This is a genomic window from Hymenobacter radiodurans, assembly GCF_004355185.1.
GTDB lineage: Bacteria > Bacteroidota > Bacteroidia > Cytophagales > Hymenobacteraceae > Hymenobacter > Hymenobacter radiodurans.
In genome coordinates this window covers 474,132-492,872 of the sequence record NZ_CP037922.1, presented here as the reverse complement: position 1 = coordinate 492,872, position 18,741 = coordinate 474,132, and the positions used below count along the sequence as shown (strand labels likewise).

Annotated in this window: 17 protein-coding genes and 1 pseudogene; 10 read left to right on the top strand and 8 right to left on the bottom strand. The window is 52.7% G+C overall.

Annotation, left to right across the window (positions count from 1 at the left end; translation table 11 throughout):
• Positions 1 to 252 precede the first annotated feature (252 nt).
• Complete coding sequence (locus EPD59_RS03205) at positions 253 to 993, bottom strand: metal-dependent hydrolase (protein ID WP_165963460.1); 741 nt, start codon at positions 991 to 993, stop codon at positions 253 to 255.
• A 240-nt stretch (positions 994 to 1,233) separates the two neighbouring features.
• Between EPD59_RS03205 and mfd the strand changes: the two are divergent.
• The 3 genes and pseudogenes from mfd to EPD59_RS21475 all read left to right on the top strand — a co-directional run bounded on the left by mfd (position 1,234) and on the right by EPD59_RS21475 (position 5,712).
• A pseudogene (gene mfd / locus EPD59_RS03200) lies at positions 1,234 to 4,706 on the top strand (transcription-repair coupling factor).
• Between the two features lie 133 nt (positions 4,707 to 4,839).
• Positions 4,840 to 5,232, top strand: a complete 393-nt coding sequence (locus EPD59_RS03195) for a hypothetical protein (protein ID WP_133271529.1) — start codon at positions 4,840 to 4,842, stop codon at positions 5,230 to 5,232.
• Between the two features lie 147 nt (positions 5,233 to 5,379).
• Positions 5,380 to 5,712 (top strand): hypothetical protein, encoded by a 333-nt coding sequence (locus EPD59_RS21475; protein WP_165963459.1) that lies wholly within the window; start codon positions 5,380 to 5,382, stop codon positions 5,710 to 5,712.
• A gap of 43 nt (positions 5,713 to 5,755) precedes the next feature.
• Here the strand turns inward: EPD59_RS21475 and EPD59_RS03185 are convergent, their stop codons facing one another.
• Positions 5,756 to 6,382 (bottom strand): hypothetical protein, encoded by a 627-nt coding sequence (locus tag EPD59_RS03185; protein ID WP_133271527.1) that lies wholly within the window; start codon positions 6,380 to 6,382, stop codon positions 5,756 to 5,758.
• A gap of 5 nt (positions 6,383 to 6,387) precedes the next feature.
• Positions 6,388 to 7,626, bottom strand: a complete 1,239-nt coding sequence (locus EPD59_RS03180) for an AAA family ATPase (RefSeq protein ID WP_133271526.1) — start codon at positions 7,624 to 7,626, stop codon at positions 6,388 to 6,390.
• A gap of 536 nt (positions 7,627 to 8,162) precedes the next feature.
• Here EPD59_RS03180 and EPD59_RS03175 point away from each other — a divergent pair.
• Both EPD59_RS03175 and EPD59_RS03170 read left to right on the top strand, forming a co-directional pair.
• Entirely contained in the window at positions 8,163 to 8,732 is a 570-nt protein-coding gene (locus EPD59_RS03175) for a phosphoribosylglycinamide synthetase (protein WP_133271525.1), read from the top strand.
• Complete coding sequence (locus EPD59_RS03170) at positions 8,729 to 9,361, top strand: OmpA family protein (RefSeq protein WP_133271524.1); 633 nt, start codon at positions 8,729 to 8,731, stop codon at positions 9,359 to 9,361. Before EPD59_RS03175 ends, EPD59_RS03170 begins: the two co-directional genes overlap by 4 nt.
• Before the next feature lie 82 nt (positions 9,362 to 9,443).
• Here the strand turns inward: EPD59_RS03170 and EPD59_RS03165 are convergent, their stop codons facing one another.
• Positions 9,444 to 10,865: a S8 family peptidase gene (locus tag EPD59_RS03165; RefSeq protein ID WP_133271523.1), complete on the bottom strand. Its 1,422-nt coding sequence runs from the start codon at positions 10,863 to 10,865 to the stop codon at positions 9,444 to 9,446.
• Positions 10,866 to 11,102: 237 nt separating this feature from the next.
• A complete protein-coding gene (locus tag EPD59_RS03160; RefSeq protein WP_133271522.1) occupies positions 11,103 to 12,689 on the bottom strand; it encodes an amidohydrolase in 1,587 nt (528 codons plus the stop codon).
• Between the two features lie 212 nt (positions 12,690 to 12,901).
• On the opposite strand from EPD59_RS03160, the gene EPD59_RS03155 reads away from it, so the two are divergent.
• Entirely contained in the window at positions 12,902 to 13,336 is a 435-nt protein-coding gene (locus EPD59_RS03155; RefSeq protein WP_133271521.1) for a hypothetical protein, read from the top strand.
• A gap of 41 nt (positions 13,337 to 13,377) precedes the next feature.
• Here EPD59_RS03155 and EPD59_RS21745 read toward each other — a convergent pair whose 3' ends face one another.
• Together EPD59_RS21745 and EPD59_RS21740 are read right to left on the bottom strand one after the other, a co-directional pair.
• Positions 13,378 to 13,986, bottom strand: a complete 609-nt coding sequence (locus EPD59_RS21745) for a BBE domain-containing protein (RefSeq protein WP_205703478.1) — start codon at positions 13,984 to 13,986, stop codon at positions 13,378 to 13,380.
• A complete protein-coding gene (locus tag EPD59_RS21740) occupies positions 13,974 to 14,774 on the bottom strand; it encodes an FAD-binding oxidoreductase (RefSeq protein ID WP_205703477.1) in 801 nt (266 codons plus the stop codon). Before EPD59_RS21740 ends, EPD59_RS21745 begins: the two co-directional genes overlap by 13 nt.
• Before the next feature lie 731 nt (positions 14,775 to 15,505).
• Between EPD59_RS21740 and EPD59_RS03145 the strand changes: the two genes are divergently transcribed.
• On the top strand, positions 15,506 to 16,051 hold the full coding sequence (locus EPD59_RS03145; protein WP_133271520.1) for a cupin domain-containing protein: 546 nt from the start codon (positions 15,506 to 15,508) through the stop codon (positions 16,049 to 16,051).
• A 24-nt stretch (positions 16,052 to 16,075) separates the two neighbouring features.
• Complete coding sequence (locus EPD59_RS03140) at positions 16,076 to 16,624, top strand: GNAT family N-acetyltransferase (protein WP_133271519.1); 549 nt, start codon at positions 16,076 to 16,078, stop codon at positions 16,622 to 16,624.
• A gap of 18 nt (positions 16,625 to 16,642) precedes the next feature.
• On the opposite strand, the gene EPD59_RS03135 is transcribed toward EPD59_RS03140, so the two are convergent.
• Positions 16,643 to 17,626, bottom strand: coding sequence for a GlxA family transcriptional regulator (locus EPD59_RS03135; protein WP_133271518.1), 984 nt, complete (start codon positions 17,624 to 17,626; stop codon positions 16,643 to 16,645).
• A 198-nt stretch (positions 17,627 to 17,824) separates the two neighbouring features.
• Here EPD59_RS03135 and EPD59_RS03130 point away from each other — a divergent pair, with 198 nt between their 5' ends.
• Both EPD59_RS03130 and EPD59_RS03125 read left to right on the top strand, forming a co-directional pair.
• Entirely contained in the window at positions 17,825 to 18,250 is a 426-nt protein-coding gene (locus EPD59_RS03130; RefSeq protein ID WP_133271517.1) for a VOC family protein, read from the top strand.
• Between the two features lie 101 nt (positions 18,251 to 18,351).
• Positions 18,352 to 18,735: a VOC family protein gene (locus tag EPD59_RS03125; protein ID WP_205703476.1), complete on the top strand. Its 384-nt coding sequence runs from the start codon at positions 18,352 to 18,354 to the stop codon at positions 18,733 to 18,735.
• The last annotated feature ends 6 nt before the right edge of the window (positions 18,736 to 18,741 follow it).

Here is an 18,741-nt window from a genome sequence, read left to right as displayed (position 1 = left end):
TAACTAACTGAGTTAATATAAACGTAATATTAAAAAAAATATATTTAATACTACGTAGTTTACACCAGATTATTTGCTCCCCGGTATCTTTCGGTAGGCGAAACTAACTGCATCATTCTTAGAATACAAACTTTTGCCAGTGCATCTTTCTGTGCAATAATCTTTTTTAAGTCCATACGCGATATACGTAGGGGTCTCTGCGGCTTTCCCGGAGCCTTTCTATGACTTTAGTACAGCAAGCTTCCTAAATTACTAGAACTGCAAACGCCCAATAACCAACCCTAGCACCAGCAATCCGTAGCCGGCGCAAATGGCCACTTCCAACACGTTGCCGGTAGCCGAGCCAGTGGAGATAAGCGGTAGTTTCAGGCTCGTGTCGGAGAAGGGCAGGAACCACCGCACGCCCTGTTTGGTAAGCGAGTCGGCGAGCAGGTGCGAGAGGTAGCCAGCCCCGGCAAAATGGGCCACGCCGTGCCAGCCTAACGCCTGATTAGCCAGGTAGCCGATGTAGGTCCAGAGGATGGTAGCCCAAATGGTATGCGTCCAGGAGCGGTGGCTGGTGAAGGGCGCCACGGCCACGAATATTCCCAGCAGGCTCACCCACAGAAACTCAAAGTACAAGCCGGCCAGCACGGTGAGCACGCCGGTAAACAGCAGCGCCAGCTTACGTACGGAGCCACCCTGCATAGCCAAACCCAGCAAGCCAAACGCCAGCGCAGCCGTGAAGCCCATGCGCCGGTCGGGGCCAACAGGGAGTAAGAAGTGAGTATAGGCGGCTAAGCCGGCCCCAGCGGCGGCGAAGGCCCAGCGCACGTAATTGTGGGAGAAACCGAGCCGTTTGCTTAGGCGGCTTTCGGGGTGGTCGAGGTCGGGGGCCAGGGAGGAGAACCCAGCTAGGGCAATACCAGCGGGTGAAAAGGGAATACCGGGCACCAAGCCGGCAATGGCCACGCCCGTAATCAGGCCGATGGCCAGGTGAGAAGAACCGCGCACTTTGTAAATTTTAACAGAACAGGAAGACGAAGATACCCGCGCGGACGGCAGCTTTGGTCTGGGGGGCTTTTTTAAGTTGTGTTTTTCAAAAATCAGCCTTATTTGCCCCCCAATGGACATACGCAACCACAGCGGAAACTTTCGGCCCGCTGGCGTGGTATTGCCTAACACATAGTAGCCCGACCGGAATATTGCCCGGCCGGGCTTCTACCTTTGCCTCCCTCCTAGCCTTCTCTGCTTTTGAAAGTCACCGACTTCCTCCAGTTATACCGCCTCGATCCCACTGTGATGACCGTCGCGGCCCGCCTGAATCCGGCCACCGCCCGATCGTTGCGCGCTACGGGTGAGCCCGCGCCCGACGGACCCACGCGCATCCATTTGCGCGGCCTGGTGGGTAGCCAGGATGCTGTGCTGGCCGCGGCGGCGCATACGCTTTACCCGGAGCAGCACCACTTGTTCGTGCTGCACGATAAAGACGAAGCCAGCTACTTCCTGGCCGATTTGCAGCACCTACTGCCGGATGAAGATCCGCTCATTTTCCCTAGCTCTTATAAGCGGCCGTATCAGTTCGATGAGACGGAAAACGCTAATGTGCTCATGCGGGCCGAGGTGCTCAACCGCCTCAGCAGCAGCCGCAGTGGCGCCGCCGTGGGCGCAAATGGCAAAGCCTCCAAAGCAGAAGTGCGCGGCGAGCTGATTGTAACATACCCCGAGGCGCTGTTTGAGAAAGTTATCAACAAGAAAAGCCTAGTTGCCAACACTTTCCTCGTGAAAGTAGGTGAGAAGCTGGACGTCAACTTTATCAGCGAGATGCTGTCGGAGTACGACTTCGAGCGGACTGACTTTGTGTATGAGGCAGGCCAGTTTGCCGTGCGTGGTGGTATCGTGGACATTTTCAGTTATGCCAATGAGCTACCGTACCGCATAGAACTGTTTGGAGATGAGGTCGAGACGATTCGGACGTTCAATCCGGAGACGCAGCTGTCGGTGGAGCAGAAGCCGCAGGTGAGCATTATTCCGAACGTGCAAACCAAGCTGTTGCAGGAGACCCGGGAGGCTTTTCTGGAATTTATGCCGCGCAATACGGCGCTCTGGATAAAGGACGTGCGCCAGACCATCGACATTGTAGGGGAGTCATTTGAGAAGGCTGATCAGGGGTTTCAGGAGATGCTGCAATCGGCGGGCGGGATGCAGATTGTGAGCCGGCCGGAAGATTTATTTGAGTCGGGAAAGTCGTTTAAGAAGCTGCTGGAGAACTTCGCCGTGGTGGAGTTTGGCAAGCGGTTCAGCTTTAAGAATGCCGAGGACTTTCAGTTTTCGGCCCGGCCCCAGCCGAGCTTTAATAAGGACTTTGAGCGCTTGGTAAAAAACCTGCGCGAAAATCAGCAGAAGGGCTTTACCTGCCTGATTGCGGCCGACTCGGTGCGGCAGGCCGACCGGCTGCGCACCATTTTCGATGAGCTTGACAACAACGTGACCTTCCAGCACATGCTGCTGGCTTTGCGCGAGGGCTTCATTGATGAAATCCTCAACCTGACCGTGTACACCGACCACCAGCTGTTTGAGCGGTTTTATCGGGCCCAGGAAGCGCGCAAGTTTTCCAAGAAAAAGGCGCTGACCCTTAAGGAGCTGCGCACCCTGTCGCCCGGCGACTACGTGACCCACCAGGACTACGGCATCGCGCGCTTTGCGGGCCTTACCCAGGTGGAGATAAACGGGCACTTGCAGGAAGCCATCCGGCTGGTGTACCGCGACGACGACGTGCTGACCGTGAGCATTCACGCCCTGCACAAGATTGCCAAATACTCGGGGCCGAGGGCGCGCCGCCGACCATGAGCAAGCTGGGCTCGCCGGAGTGGGAAAACAAGAAGAAGTCGGTAAAGAAGAAGGTAAAGGACATTGCCGCCGAGCTGATTCGGCTGTACGCCAAGCGCAAAACGGCCCCCGGCCACGCCTTTGCTAAGGACAGCTTCATGCAGGCCGAGCTGGAATCGAGCTTTATCTACGAGGACACGCCCGACCAGGCCAAGGCCACCGAGGACGTGAAGCGCGATATGGAAGTGCCCCACCCCATGGACCGCCTCATTTGCGGCGACGTGGGCTTTGGCAAGACGGAAATTGCCATTCGGGCGGTGTTTAAGGCCGTGGCCGATGGTAAGCAGGCGGCCGTGCTGGTGCCGACTACCATTCTGGCCATGCAGCACTACAAAACCTTCCGCGAGCGGCTCGCCAATCTGCCCGTGACGGTGGAGTACGTCAACCGCTTCAAGACCACCAAGCAGATAAAGGAAACCCTGGCCCGCGTGGCCGACGGCAAAACCGATATTCTCATCGGTACGCACCGGCTCACGAATAAGGACATCAAGTTCAAGGACCTGGGTATTCTGGTGATTGACGAAGAGCAGAAGTTTGGGGTAAAAACTAAGGACAAGCTGAAGGAGCTGAAAGTGAACGTGGATACGCTCACGCTTTCGGCTACGCCCATTCCGCGCACCCTGCACTTTTCACTCATGGGCGCCCGCGACCTGAGCGTGATTGCCACGCCGCCACCCAACCGCCAGCCTGTGCAAACGGAGCTGCACGTGTTTGATGAGCTACTGATCAGGGACGCGGTGGCCCGCGAAATCAAGCGTGGGGGGCAAATTTTTCTGGTGCACAACCGTGTGAAGGACATTGAGGAAATGGCGGCCATGGTGCTGCGCCTCGTGCCCGACGCCCGCATCACCTACATACACGGGCAGATGGAGGGCGACGTGCTGGAGAAGCGCATGATGAAGTTTATCGATGGCGAATACGACGTGCTGGTGAGCACCAACCTCATCGAGTCGGGCCTGGATATTCCCAATGCCAACACCATTATTATCAACCGCGCCCACCTCTTTGGCCTAAGCGACCTACACCAGATGCGGGGCCGCGTGGGGCGCTCCAACAAGAAGGCGTTCTGCTACCTGCTCACCCCGCCCGTAGCTACCCTGCCCTCCGACGCCCGCAAGCGCCTGAGCACGCTGGAAGAATTCTCGGACCTGGGCGCGGGCTTCAACGTGGCTATGCGCGACCTCGACATTCGCGGGGCTGGCAACCTGCTGGGGGGCGAACAGAGCGGCTTTATCAATGATCTGGGCTTCGAGACCTACCACCAGATTCTCGACGACGCGGTGACGGAGCTGAAGGAAACCGAGTTCCGCGACCTGTTTTTGGGCGACACCACGGGCCGCCTCCAGGAAGCGGCCGGCACCAAAGGCCCCAAGGAGTGCAACATCGAGACGGACCTGCAAATCCTGATTCCGGATAGCTACGTGAGCAGCGTATCGGAGCGCTTGCAGCTCTACTCCAAGCTGGATAGGGTGAAAAGCCCCGAGGAGCTGCGCAAAATCGTGGCCGGTATCGTGGACCGCTTTGGCCCCCTACCGCCAGAAGTAGAGCAGCTGGCCGACATCGTGCGCCTGCGCTGGCAGGCTTGCCATGTGGGCTTCGAGAAGCTGACGCTGAAGAAGAATCTGCTGAAAGGCTACATCTCGGCCACCGACAACGAGGCTTACTTCCAGGGCGAAACCTTCGGCAACATCGTCAGCTACGTGCAAACCCACACCCGCACGGCCTCCATGAAGGAGCGCAAGGAACAGCTCATCGTCAGCATCGAGGAGGTGAAAAGCGTGCAAGCCGCCAAGCGGATTCTCAGCGAGTTGGGCAGTGAGGAAAAGGTGGGCGTATAAGAGGGAGTAAATAACTCTTATGCTTTGTTATCACTTGTAGCAAGCGGACATGGGCGGACACGATGCCTGCCCATGTCCGCTTGCTACTGCGTATAGTAACCTTTACCTTGCTGTACTTATCTTAATAAAAACCGTGGCTAAACTTAAATATCGGGGTACGCTAAACGGCCCAAACGGCAAAGTAATGGAAGTAGGTTTGTCCCTACTGTCCTACCGCGATGAGGACTTGCATGTCATCTTCTCGCCGGCATTGGATATGTTTGGGTATGGACATACCGATAAAGAAGCCCGAGCATCATTTGATGAAACGTTAGGTGAGTTTTTGCGCTACACCGGCAACAAAGGATCATTGCAGAATGAGCTTGCTCGTTTGGGTTGGAAGACCGCTGGTCGTGCCAGCAACCGCACGTATAAAGCTCCGGAATTCAGTCGTTTACTTCGCCAGAACGACCAGCTTCAGGATATTGTAAACCACAAAGAATTCCGAAAGTATGATCGGAAGGTGGAGCTGCCTGTGTTAGCCTAATGACCATCAAGACGCTCCGTAATGTGACCATCCGGGAGTATCGCACTTTCTTGGAACGGGTTGGTTGCCAACATACTCGCACAACAGGTGGACATGAGCATTGGACCCGGAAAGATCTAAACCGCCCAATTACTTTTCAAACCCACATTGATCCAGTACCTGAATTCATCATTAAAAACGGGCTCCGTATTCTGGGAATGGGTAAAAACGAGTTTTGGGGTACACTCGAACAATAGTTTCGAGAAGCTGACGCTGAAGAAGAATCTGCTGAAAGGCTACATCTCGGCCACCGACAACGAGGCTTACTTCCAGGGCGAAACCTTCGGCAACATCGTCAGCTACGTGCAAACCCACACCCGAACCGCCTCCATGAAGGAGCGCAAAGAACAGCTCATCGTCAGCATCGAGGAGGTGAAAAGCGTACAGGCCGCTAAGCGGATTTTGAGTGAATTGGGGAGTGAGGAGAAGGTGGGGGTGTAAATTAATTCAATAAGGTATTACTCATTAATAACAGTAAAAGAAATTACTCCTGTATATTTTCTACGTTATTATGTTGGTCTAAAATATTCGCCGGCAGCCTTCTTTTAGCCAACATAATATCTAATTCTCTTATAAATGCTTCGTAAAATGAACAATTTATTATTTTATAACGATCTAATTTAGGAATAAGATAAGAATTATGTCCTTCTACAAATTGCTTTTGCTTTCCATGGGTAGAATCTTTTAAAAAATCTTTTGATTTTTCTTTTTCTTCAGGATTGAAGTTAATAACCACATTGCACTCATATTCACTATTAAACTTTTCAATATCTGCCAGTATCAATGTTTCTAGCTCAAATACTGACAATAGATAAACACCCTTTTTTCTAACTATTCTATTCATATCTAAAAAGTATGTCTGCATTTTTAACTTTTTATCTCTTTCGTTAGCAAGACCATCCAAGTCACGACAAAATATAACAATATCCGGCTTCTCAAAATCGAATTCTTTTCTAATTAGATGTTTAGTTTTTTGTTCATCTAATTTAGAGCCCGTTATGGTATCAAGCAGAGTAATAAATTGGTAATCAGAATTGAACAAAGGCACTAAAAGGCCAATAACCGCTGCTGTGTCACTAGGTGCCTCACCTACGACTGCTATAAGGGGCATAAATATCAGATTTCAAGTGTAGAATGAATCCACATATCGCGTAAATACGCATCATCGACATATGATTTAGCTTTTCTCTTCTGCTTATCAGACATTCTTTTAAAAATAGATCCCTTATCTTTATCGAAAGATGCAATTATAATTCTATCCAACTCTTCTAGGGTAATATAGTCAAGAGCTTGCGGAGCATGAGTACTCATTATTATTTGATTGGTTTCAGCAAATCTTTCTACGAATTTCATAATGCTATGAAATTGTTTTGGGTGGACCCCTAGCTCAGGTTCTTCTAGAAACACAACTCTTGAGATAGCCTTTTCTGATATTTTACTTCTGGCTCCAAAATATCTATCATTAAATACATAGTTTACTCTGAATATATTATCTATCGACATTTCCATGATCATATAAACAATTCTTTTTGTTCCGTCAGATAGATCTTCAAATGCATGCCATGTACCATCAATTTTAAATTCGATTCTAAATCCTTCTACTTTCATACCATCACTTGAGACAGTTGTACTACATTTAGAATCTATTCTAACCTCTTGCACAGAGGTGTATGTATTCATTATACTAGACAAGGAAATAACTAAATAAGATTTACTTTTTTCAATATAATTAGTAATTCTATCAATTAAACTATCTTCACTAACATTAGATTTACCTACAAAAAATGCTGAATAGAAATCAGCATACAGACATCTAGAAAAAAGAGGTATATTACGGTTAATTGCATAATCGTACAAGTATTTGGTGTAATCGGAATACTTTAACTCAAAATTCACATTTTGCCCAACAAAAGGGTATTCTTCAGGATAACCATGCTTAATATATAAAGCAGAAATTTTATTAGTCATAAATTCACTTATCGTAGTATTTTGTTCTATTACACCCTTAGAAACCAACTTCCTTCCCGAAGATATTCTAAAGTTAGTATTAAATTCTATTCTCGAATTAAATTCAGAAGCACTTGCATTTTCCTCGATTATATGAGGCGATTTATTAAAATTCATATCAAATCTTTCGTTGCCATATAACTTTATTTTGCCATCTAATTCAGATAGATTATCAAATTCAAGTGAAATTATTTTACTTAACAACGTTAACAAATTTGTCTTGCCAGATCCATTTCTACCAATCAATATATTTAATCCAGGCAGAAAGTCTATCTCAACATCGACAATTGATTTGTAACCCTTCAGTTTGGCTGATTCCAAATAAAGCGTTTTGGCTTCTCTTTTCATGATATTGTTTATTCGTGGTGCCTCAGCAATATTAACACTCTTTAGAGTATTTCTTATTGTGCTGTAAATATGGCTTGTCTCATTTGTATCAGTTCCTAATACCCTTATTAGACTGCGTACGACGGTATTAGGGAAAGCAGTTTGAGGCTACCTATTCATACGGCTAGCGCTAAAATTTGCTATTATAATCTATTCCCCACGGCAAAAGCTGACGGCCCTGCGTAACTTCGGTTTCGGGGGCTTCGGTCGCCTCCGCCCCGGTGGCCGCCCCAGCGTAGCGTCGCGATGTCCCTCCCTCCGATTGAACCCACCGTAGCCTAAAAAAGCCCCCCAGATATATTCTGGGGGGCTTTTTTGATGGCTAACCTAGTCTAATTCCGATTTCTAGGTAAGACAGGTATTATCGACGACGCAACGGATGAGGCAAACACGTTCCGCGTGTTGGTGCGGCGGTGTGGGAAGGAGGCTTCAAGACAGGAATTTAACCTCGGGCGCCGTATGGCCGTACTGCCTAACTCAACTATATAGCTTTACTTATGCAAAAGTCATTGTTAGTAGCCAGTGTATTTGCTTTGAGCGTAACCGCTTGTAGCCAGGAAAAGACCGCCGACACCACTACTACGGCCGTCGATACGCCCGCCGCAGCGCCGGCTCCGGCCCCTGCCAAAGCAACTGCCGGAGTTGAGCGCGCCGAGGCAGTAGCGCCGGCGCCGGCCGCAGCCGCTTTGTCTACCCAGCCCGGCCCCAAGGGCACCCAAGTAGCGCTGACTAAAGCCCGCGTAGTAGGCGATATTCTGAACGTGGAGCTGCAATACACGCTGCCCGCCGCCAGCAATAGCAACTCAGAGTTTCTGCACACCGACATCGACCAGATCAACTATATCGATGACGCTACTTCGCGCAAGTACAATATCCTCAAGGACCAGCAGGGCGCCTGGATGGCCATGCCCACCAACTCCAGCGGCAAAAGCCTGGACATAGCAGCGCGCAAAGCTGGCCCGAGCATCGTTACGCTGAAATTCCCGGCCCCGCCCGCTGAAAGCCCTACCATCTCGCTGAGTGTGCCCGAGGTTGGTTCCTTTGATGGCATAGCGGTGCAGCGATGAGCCGCCTCGTTTACTTGGGGGCGTTGCTGACGGCTGGGCTGCTGGTTATTAGCAGCTGCTCAGAGCAAAAAACGCCCCCCGATGCCGGTCAGCCGTTATCGGGCACCGTGCAGCCGCCCGCGGGTGCAGCGCCCGCCACACCAGGGGCTACACCCGCAGCCCCGGCGGCTTCATCCGCCACTCCTGATCAGGGCCAGAAGCTCACCGGCCAGGTAAGCGACCTGTCGGGCGCCGCCAACGACCTGAACGCCCAGATGACGGATATGGGCCTGGTTATCAACTTCGATACCGACGTGCTTTTCGACTTCGACAAGGCCGACATCAAGGCCGAGGCCGCGCCCACGTTGGAGAAGCTGGCCCAGGTAGTAAAGCAGTATACCAAGAGCCGCGTGGTCATCAACGGCTACACCGACGCCAAGGGCGACGACGCCTACAACGTGTCGTTGTCGCAGCGCCGCGCCCAGGCCATTGCCGACTGGCTTACCCAGCACCAGGCCGGCGCCGCCGGGCAGTTTCAGGTGAAAGGCTTCGGTGAGGCCAACCCCATAGCCCCCAACACCAAGCCCGACGGTTCCGACAACCCCGAAGGCCGCCAGCAAAACCGCCGCGTAGAGGTTATTATCTCCTAAAATAGGGAAGCCAGAAAAAAGCCCCCAGAGATGCTCTGGGGGCTTTTTTGGAATGTATTAGTATAAACTACCGGTAACTCTACTATTTAGAAAGTGCAGCATTTGCATCTAAACGCCCACCAGTTACGGTTTTCCCAGATAACGAAGCAGTTGGCACAGCACTGCTCAGTAGGGCATTCTTGATTTGAGCGGCAGAACCCGGCTTCGTAGCAGCGTACAAAGCCGCCGCACCCGTTACGTGCGGCGTAGCCATAGATGTACCGCTGTATGAAGAGTAGCCATTATAGGCTGTGGTTGACCAGATAGCTGAACCCGGAGCTCCAATGTCAACGGTGGTAGCGCCATAGTTGGAGAAGCTCGACCTAGCACCGCTGGAAGTAATAGCGGCCACGGCAATCACATTTGCCACGTTGTAATTGGAAGGGTAGCTAGCCACCGCGTCGTTATTGTCGCCTACGCCGTCGCTGCCTCCATTCCCGGCCGCCGCGATGAAGAGAATGTTCGCATCGTTGGCGCGTTTAATGGCATCAAATAGAGCCTGTGAATAGCCGCCACCACCCCAAGAGTTGTTGCTGGCTACGATGTTTAGCCCGCGCTTTACTTTTAAGTTGGTTAGGTAGTCTACTGCCTTCACCGCGTTAGCCGAGGTGCCGCCCCGTCGGCCCAGGAACTTGCAGGAAATCATTCTTACGTTCCAGTTCACGCCAGCTACCCCAGCGCCATTGTTAGCGTTAGCGCCGATAGTGCCCGCTACGTGCGTGCCGTGGTCGTCGAGGCTACCTTTGGCACCACCATCATAGATCGTGTTGTTGTTGCCATCAAAGTCCCAGCCGTGAGTATCGTCGATGTAGCCGTTGCCATCATCGTCTTGTCCATTCACTGGATCAAACGTGTTCGTCCAAACCTGGCCTGACAAATCGGGATGGTCAAACTGAATACCTTCATCAATGATACCTACATATACGGTAGCTGAACCGGTTCTGCCAGCGGCCCAAGCTGCGGCAGCATTACTGCCATACTGGTTAGCTGGAGAGGTAGATGCGCCATACATACCCCACAAGGACCCATTGGTGTAGTACGGATCAGAGGAAGTAGCGGTGTGCTGATAGATATAGTTAGGCTCAGCAAATTCGATTTCGGGCCCGCCCTTCATCTTGCTCATCGCCTCCAAAGCTTGCAGGGGCGTGTGCACTACCATCAGGCCTTCCTTCTCCCCCGCACGCTCCATGGCCTTGGTCAGAATCTTCTCCGACACTTTGCCACTGATACGAGCCAGTGCATTGGCCTTGGCCTCTTCCGATACTCCAGCCTTAAACTTGACCAGCAGTTCATTGGCTACATAGTCGCGGCCCGGCTCGCCCTGGGCGTCAGCCGATTGGCTTTGCGTGGTAGGCTCGTCCTGAATCTTGTCGAGGCTGCTTTCGCAACCAGCCAGAAAAATAGCAGATAGCAAACCGCCCACTAATAGAGGATTGCTGAATACGGCCATATGTTTATGTTTCATGGGGAGAGGTGGTAAAAGTTAAACCATTGTTTACAAGCGCTTTTGGCAAAGAATAGGAAGCTACAAAAATGTATTCAGTGATTCAAGATTAAGTATGACTAAAGTGCCTTTATCTATAATTTCCTCTAGCAAAGAATAAGCTGCATATAGAGAATTGCGTCTAAGCTCGGTCATAAAAAAAGCCCCCAGCTTATTTTAACACATTGGCATCGTGCACCACTTTGCCTCCAACTATAGTCAGGACACTCGTGGTTTTTGGCAGTTCGGGGGCGGCACGGAGAAGATATCTTGTGACAATACGGCTAGGTCGGCAAGCTTGCCCACGGCCAGCGTACCCTTGTCTTTTTCGGCGAACTCGGCGTAGGCCGATCCGGCCGTGTACGCCTGTACAGCCTGATGGCCCGTGATAGCCTCCGCTGGATTAGCCGGATTAATGCCAGCTAACATGATGTTCAGAAAGGGATTCATGGGCCCGTCGGAGCCGAGCGCCACCGGTATGCCCGCCGCCAGCAATGACCGAAGCGGCTGCATTTTGTTGCCCCAGCGCTGCCCGAACAGCGCCGGCTCGGTAAAGTGCGTGGGGTTTTGGACTACCACCACGCCCAGGCGCTTGGCTCGAGGGATCAGGTCACCAACGACGCCGTCGCCGTGCTCAATGCGGACGCGCCGCGCGGGCCAGTTTACGTTGGTTTCGTTGGCTTCGAGGGCATCAAACACTACTTCGGCGGCCCGGTCGCCAGCGCAGTGGAAGAGCAGTGGCTGTTTCCAGTCGAGTCCTTCCTGCACCATCTTGCCTACTTCATCTTCTTTGAAGTTGAGCTCTCCTTTCCAGTTGGGTTGGTCGCGGTAAGCCGTGCGTAGAGCAGCGCCCCGCTCGTAGGGCGTACCATCCAACACCCATTTGATACCGCTTACCTGCACGCGGGGGCCGAGTTTGGGCATAGGCGGCGTGAGGAGCTTACGTAGCTCGGTGGTTTCGCGGCCCTGGGGCGTGGTGAGCGGAAAGGGCCGCGCATGCACCCGCACCGGCAGATTGGCTTGAGTAAGAAGGCGCACAAACCGATCGGTGGGCAGGATGGTAAACAGCTGCATCGTGGTGATACCGTAGCCAGCCGCCACCGCCGCCATGGTGCGGAGAGCACGAATAACGGCGGTATCGGGTACCTGCGCGGCTAGCACGAAGTTGGTGCGCCACTCGGCGTACTCGTGCATGCGGCCATTGAGCTCGCGCGAGCCGGTGATACGCTCATATTTGCCCCCCAGCGGGTCGGGCTGCTCGATATCGAGTTGGAGAAGTGGTAGTGCTTTGGTGTTGGCTATCTGACCGTGCCCGTAGAAAGCACCAAGCAATACAGGGTGATTCGGAGCCAGCGCATCGAGAGCGGCGCGGGTTACAAGTGGGTCGAGCACTACTTTGGAACCCACGGTGCCGAAAATCCAGGTGCCGGCGGGCACTTGTTGGGCAGCGGCTTTAATAGCTTGGCTGGTTTCCTCCCAACTGGGCTCCATGCTGGTGAAGGCCAGCCGAAATCCAGCCGGCATGGGGTCGAAGTGGTTGTGGGCATCGTTGAAGCCTGGCGTAACTACGCGCCCCTGCAAGTCGATGCGGCGGGTTTTGGGGCCGGCCAGCTTGCTTATTTCTGCCACTGTACCCACGGCAATGATTCGCTCGCCCCGAATAGCCAGCGCCTCCACCGACGGGCGCGCCGCGTCACTGGTGAATATCTTACCGTTGAGCAGTACCATATCGGCCCGCCCAGCTTGGCCTCGCGCCCCTATTCCTAGACCCCATACCAGCCCAATAACTAGTAGAATGTGCTTCATCGGATAGCTCCTCCAGTAGCTGTACGAGGCAGCTTGGTTGCTGCTTCCCTATTCGGAAGATAAATATTTTGGATGATATATATTTGGCGAAAAGAGACTCTCACTCCAAGTCAGCCTATAGGTTTACTTGATAGAGGCTGGGGGCTTTTTGCAGGTTTTTTGTATCTTATTATCATATCCTTATAGCACTGGTTAGCCAATTGTATCTCTCTATGATGTATTCTAAAAAGACAGCATTGCAGCACTTGTACCTGATAGCCGGGTTTCTGCTAGTGGCCGACTTTCTACCGAGATGGCAAAAGCTGTGGTTTGTGGACGAAACCGGCAGCTTCAGCACCAGCGTCATTGTTAGCCTGTTGCTGATAGTTGGCTTGTTTAAGCGCTGGCGCAATGCCTTTGTTCTCATGGTGGGCTGGCTGGTTTTGCGCTTGTGCTTCAGCTCTATGGTCTTGTATAACAATCTAGGTGACGACGACCCAATTGTGGGGCATCTACTCACCAATACTCTCAATCTGATTGCTTTGGGCATTCTCTGCTGCTCCAGTGACGTGAAGCGCTACCTGAATGACAGGCCGCAGGACGCAGCGCAGCAATCAGGACCTACACAGGCAAAAGCCGCTGATCGGTCAGACCAAGCGGCTTTTTAGGTTCAGTTTATTGGGGCAAAGCGGGCTTTGCCCACACCCGATCAGGTGAAAACGTGACCGTGCTTGGTGGGCCGGATGTTCTGATTCACCCGGAACAAGTTGTCGGGGTCATACTTGTTTTTGACGGCTACCAGATGCTCGTAGTTAATGCCATAAGTGGCTTTAATGCGTTCCTGCCCTTCGTCCATCATAAAATTGATGTAGGCACCACCGGCTGAGTATGGGTGCAGCGCGTTCCAGTAGGCTTTGGCCCAGTCCGTGATGCGCTGCCGGTTGGCAGGGTCGGCATCGACGCCCGCAATAACCATCGACCAGGTGGAATGGCGATAGTTCCAGGCCGTATTTTGGGCACCCACGCGCGATGCGGCACCATTTATTGGGTAGAGGTGCATGGTGGAAAGCGGAGTCGGCAGCTCATAGCCAAACTTCAGGTGTATGTCGATGGCTTCGTCGCTAAGCTCATTCACAAAATCGGCTTTCCAGTACCATTGCAAGCCGGGCGGATACAGGCCATCAAACATGCTTTGCAGCGCCGGCAGCGGCAATGGCCCTACCAAATCCAGCGCTGGCGTGCGGAAGCTGCGAATCGGCTCATACGTTTTTTCGGCTTGCTCGGGCGCTCCGGTGTAGCACCATACTACTCCGCACATCGTTTGCCCCCACAAATGCTCGGGAAACGGCGGTCCGGGCGGCACCGACAGAAACGCAAAGAACCCATTGATATACTCGGGGCTTTCTGGATGAAGGTGCGGTACCACTGCATTACGGTTCGGGCCTCGCTCATAGGCCAAAGCATGGGGCCGCCAACCACCATACTGACGGGGTGCAGGCGAAACAAAAAGGACGTGACAACGCCGAAGTTGCCGCCCCCGCCCCGCAAGCCCCAGAACAAATCCTGGTTCTGGGTAGCGGAAGCTTTCACAAAGCTGCCATCGGGCAGCACCACATCGGCTTCCAGCATATTATCGATGGAAAGGCCGCAATGACGGGTGAGGTGGCCCAGCCCACCGCCCAGCGTAATGCCCCCCACTCCGGTAGTAGACACTATGCCGCTGGGTAGGGCCAGTCCGAAGGCGTGGGTGGCGTGGTCTACGTCGCCGAGGGTGCAGCCGGCATCCACTAGGGCGGTGCGTTCCACGGGGTCCACATGAACGCCTTTCATGTGACTCAGGTCAATTACCAGCCCTTTGTCGCACATGCCAAAGCCGCCTCCGCTGTGCCCTCCGCTTCTTACGGCCACCAGCACATCATTTTCACGGGCAAAATTTACGGCCGCAATAACATCGGCCACATCCACGCACTGCACGATCATATCGGGATACTTGTCGATCATGCCATTATGTACTTTGCGGGCTTGCTCATAGTCCGCATCCTGCCGCCGAATCAGCTTGCCCCGCACATTCAGGTGGGGCTCCGCAATGAGTTCTTCCGTTAGCATGGCGTATAAAGTGTAAAAGAATGGGATAATGAATCGTCGCCCACAGGCACGTGAAGTGTTTGGGCGAAATCTCAATTCAGATACCCGGGGCTTTTTTAGGGGCTTTCCAGGTCTTTGATGGGTGGTGCTTGGAGCGTATTGAAAATTAGCTACTCAGCATATAGGGTAGCGCGGTACGTAAAAAGGAGCTTATGCCAATGTGCACTCATGCAAAGCGGGCAGATATCCTCTCGCCCGTCATGCCGAGCGCAGCGAAGCATCTCGCGTGCTGATGTGAGGTTACTAATTCTGGAAAACACGCGAGATGCTTCGCTGCCCTCTGTATGACCACCTTTTATATTCAAATACCGTCATCTAGTTAAGACGCCTAGGCTTTTAGAGCAGGAAACACTGTAAAATCAGGACGTAGGGATACGTGCCCTGATGGGTGGAATTAATGTTGGGAGTAGGTGGTGGGGAGCGAGCCGGGTAAGTATCTGCCTGTGGCCGCCCCCATGCAGTATACCAGTAGGGTTCCATGGTCGTACGTGGAGAAGCAGGCTACTTCAATTTAACACTTTACCATCAATAAATTGCACTGGAGAAGCTGGTATTTGCCCCAGTATTGTCAGCACGCCAAATTGGCTAGCTAATAGGTCAACATCACTGTGCTATTGATTATCAGTTACATAAGTAAAGTATAACCACTATATTTAAGTAAAGCAGAGGTAACATTCCTACTTTTCCAGGACATGAAACGACGCACTTTCCTTTCCTTACCGCTAGTATTGCCTGCGGTGCCTATGCTAGCTGTGCTACCTCCGGCCAATTTGCCCCCCAAAGGCATAAAAGTAGATGCCAACCAGGACCGCTTCGGTCAAAGCTTCACTTTCCTCGGCGCCCGCTTCGATTTGAAAGTGTCGGGGCAGGATACGGCTGGGGCAATGAGTGTGTATGACACGATCCGTTTCGAGAAAACGGGTCCTATGCTACACAGCCACACCGACCTAGACGAGTGGTTTTTTGTAACGGAGGGCGAGTTTAAATTTCAGGTGGGCACAGAGCAGTTTCGGCTTAAAGCAGGCGATTCTATGTTTGGGCCACGCAATGTGCCTCATGCTTTTGTCAAGACCAGCGAGGAGCCCGGCCGCATCCTGATTATGCATTTGCCCGCGGGAAGTATGGAGGAGTACTTTCTGCAGGCACGTCAGTTGAAAAATCCTACACAAGCCGAGCGGGAGGCCCTACTCCGCAAGCATAACATGATACCCACAGGTCCACGCCTCTCGCCGGACTGATGCAGACCAGTTATTAAGTATGTTATGTTCAAGGCCCTGCAATCCGATTCTATTACGTTGCACCTCATCAACGAAGATAATCTGGCGGAGATATACAGCCTATTTCAAGGTTTCCCCGACTCAACATCGATGCTGGAGGAGCTGTTTCGCAACTATCTACCACGCTACGAGCAAGGTAAGCGGACGAACTTTGGCTTTTATTCCTTCTTAGGTGATGAGCTGGCGGGCATGACGCTGCTGACCGTGGACAGTTGGGAAGAGCTTACCGGCTCGACGGGCGCGGACGTGTTCGAGCACATGCGCGGCCGGGGTGTCACGCCGCGCAGCAAGCCGCATTTGTTTTATCTGGCCTTTGAGCTGCTGGGCCTCAACCGCGTGGCCACGGGCTGCCGCGTGTCCAACCTGTCCTCGAAGCACTCCATTGAGAAAACCGTGGGCTTTCAGTTTGAAGGTATTATGCGCGAATCGGGGCGCAACGATGCGGGCGAGTTTGAGGACGAATACCTTTACGCTATTCTGCGGCGCGACTGGCTACGGCTGTATGATAAGTCGCAGGTGAGGGTGCTGCGGTAAGATTCCGGCGGCAACGACTTAGGCGGCTACTGCTTTTTCGCGGTTGTATTTGCTGCGGTATTCGTTGGGCGAGAGGCCCGTAATGCGCTTGAACGTGGAGCGAAACGCCTTCGGATCGGTGTAGCCGACTTGGTACATCACCTCGTTCACGTTTTCGCGCGACGACTCCAGGCTGGTTTTGGCCGCCTCCATTTTTACCCGCTGAATGTACTCGGCCACCGAGTTGGCGGTGGCTTTCTTAAACCGCCGCTCCAAATTGCGGCGCCCCAGGGCCAGCATATCAGCTAGCTGATCGACGGTTATTTTCTCCTGATAGTTATCCTCGATGTAGATCTGAGCTTTCTTGATGGGCTCGTCGCCGTGCTCTTTCTGGCCGTTGAACACGATAAAGGCCGATTGGCTGACGCGCTCAATATCAATCTGGAAAACTTTGGCGCAGGTAATGGCCATGTCGCGGCCGGCGTACTTTTCTACCAGGTACAACACCAGATTCAGGTAAGAAAAAGCCCCCCCGCTGGAATAAATGCCGTGCTCATCAGTGATGAGCTTATCCTCGACCAGCTTCACCTCCGGAAACATGCGCCGAAATTCGTTGGCGGCGGCCCAGTGCGTGGTACATTCCCGGCCTTTCAGCAAGCCCGTAGAGGCCAGAATAAACGCCCCCATGCACAAACTAGCCACTTCAGCCCCGCGGTTATACTGCGCCAGTATCCAGGGGATGAAGTCGCGGTTGCTGTCTAGTGCCTGCCTTATATCGCCGTCGATGGCGGGAATAACAACCAGATCGGTGTGGGCAATATCCTGGATCAGCGTTTTGGTGTACACCGAATACATGCCGCCGCACACGGGCGTTTCGTTGGCGAGGCCGGCCAGCTCAATAGTGAACAAGGCAGGTTTGCCCATGCGCTGCAGGAGCGCATTTACCTCCGAAAATACCAAGCGCGGGCCTTCAATGCTGCCCAAAATGGCTCCCTTAGGAACCAGAATAGTGATGTGCTTCATGGTAGGTAGGCTAGCTACGTCTAATGTCGCAATAAACCCTGATTTGGTCGCATTTGCCCCCGCTGTACCAACGCATTTTTTACTAATATTGTTGGCGTAGAGCACACAAATTTTCGCCAATTTAGCTAAATAAATTAGCTGAGCTATAGAACGCCTTCGCTGCCTGCATTTCACACACAATGTAACCTTATATCGCTCATGACAACTTCCCAACTCAACCCTTACCTCTCGTTTGACGGCAACTGCCGTGAAGCCATGACCTTTTACCAGCAGTGCCTCGGCGGCGAGCTGATGATTCAGGATGTGGCTGGTACGCCCGCCGCTGAGCATATGCCCGCCAATGCTCAAAATGGGGTGCTGCATGCCAGTCTGACCAATGGGAATATGATTCTCTTCGGCTCCGACGCTGGGGGGCAAAAAATCACGCGGGGCAACACCGTTTCCTTATCGCTCAACTGCAGTAGCGAGGAGGAAATCACGACTTGGTTCCGGAAACTCTCGGATGGCGGCAAGGTGACGATGCCGCTGGACGACACCTTCTGGGGGGCAAAATTCGGTATGCTCACCGACCGATTTGGGATAGATTGGCTGCTGAACCACGACAAAGCACCGGCGCAGCAGTAAGGGTATTTACCTTCGCTATTACGTCACTGGCCAGGGCGCTTATTTACTACCAGCCGCTGGCACTCCTTCATTCAGCTCGATATTCTTATAAGACCATGGACATGAAACTTGCCCTCGTACCGATACCCGTCGCCGACGTGGACCGCGCCAAGACCTTTTACACCGAGAAAATCGGGTTTATTCTAGACCATGATGTTCGGGCCAGTGACACGATGCGGGTGGTGCAGCTGACGCCGCCGGGCTCGGCTTGCTCCATCGTGATGGGTACCGGCATGCCCGAAATTTCGAGCATGATACCGGGAACCGTGAAAGCGCTGCATTTGGTAGTAGCCGACATAGCGGAAGCACGCGCCGAACTCCAAAGCCGGGGCGTGGAAGTGGGCGGCATCCAAGAATTTCCGGGCGCGATGAAGTGCGCCTACTTCCGCGACCCCGATAGCAACTCCTGGCTTCTACAGGAAATACTAGCTGTAGCAAAGCAATGATCTACC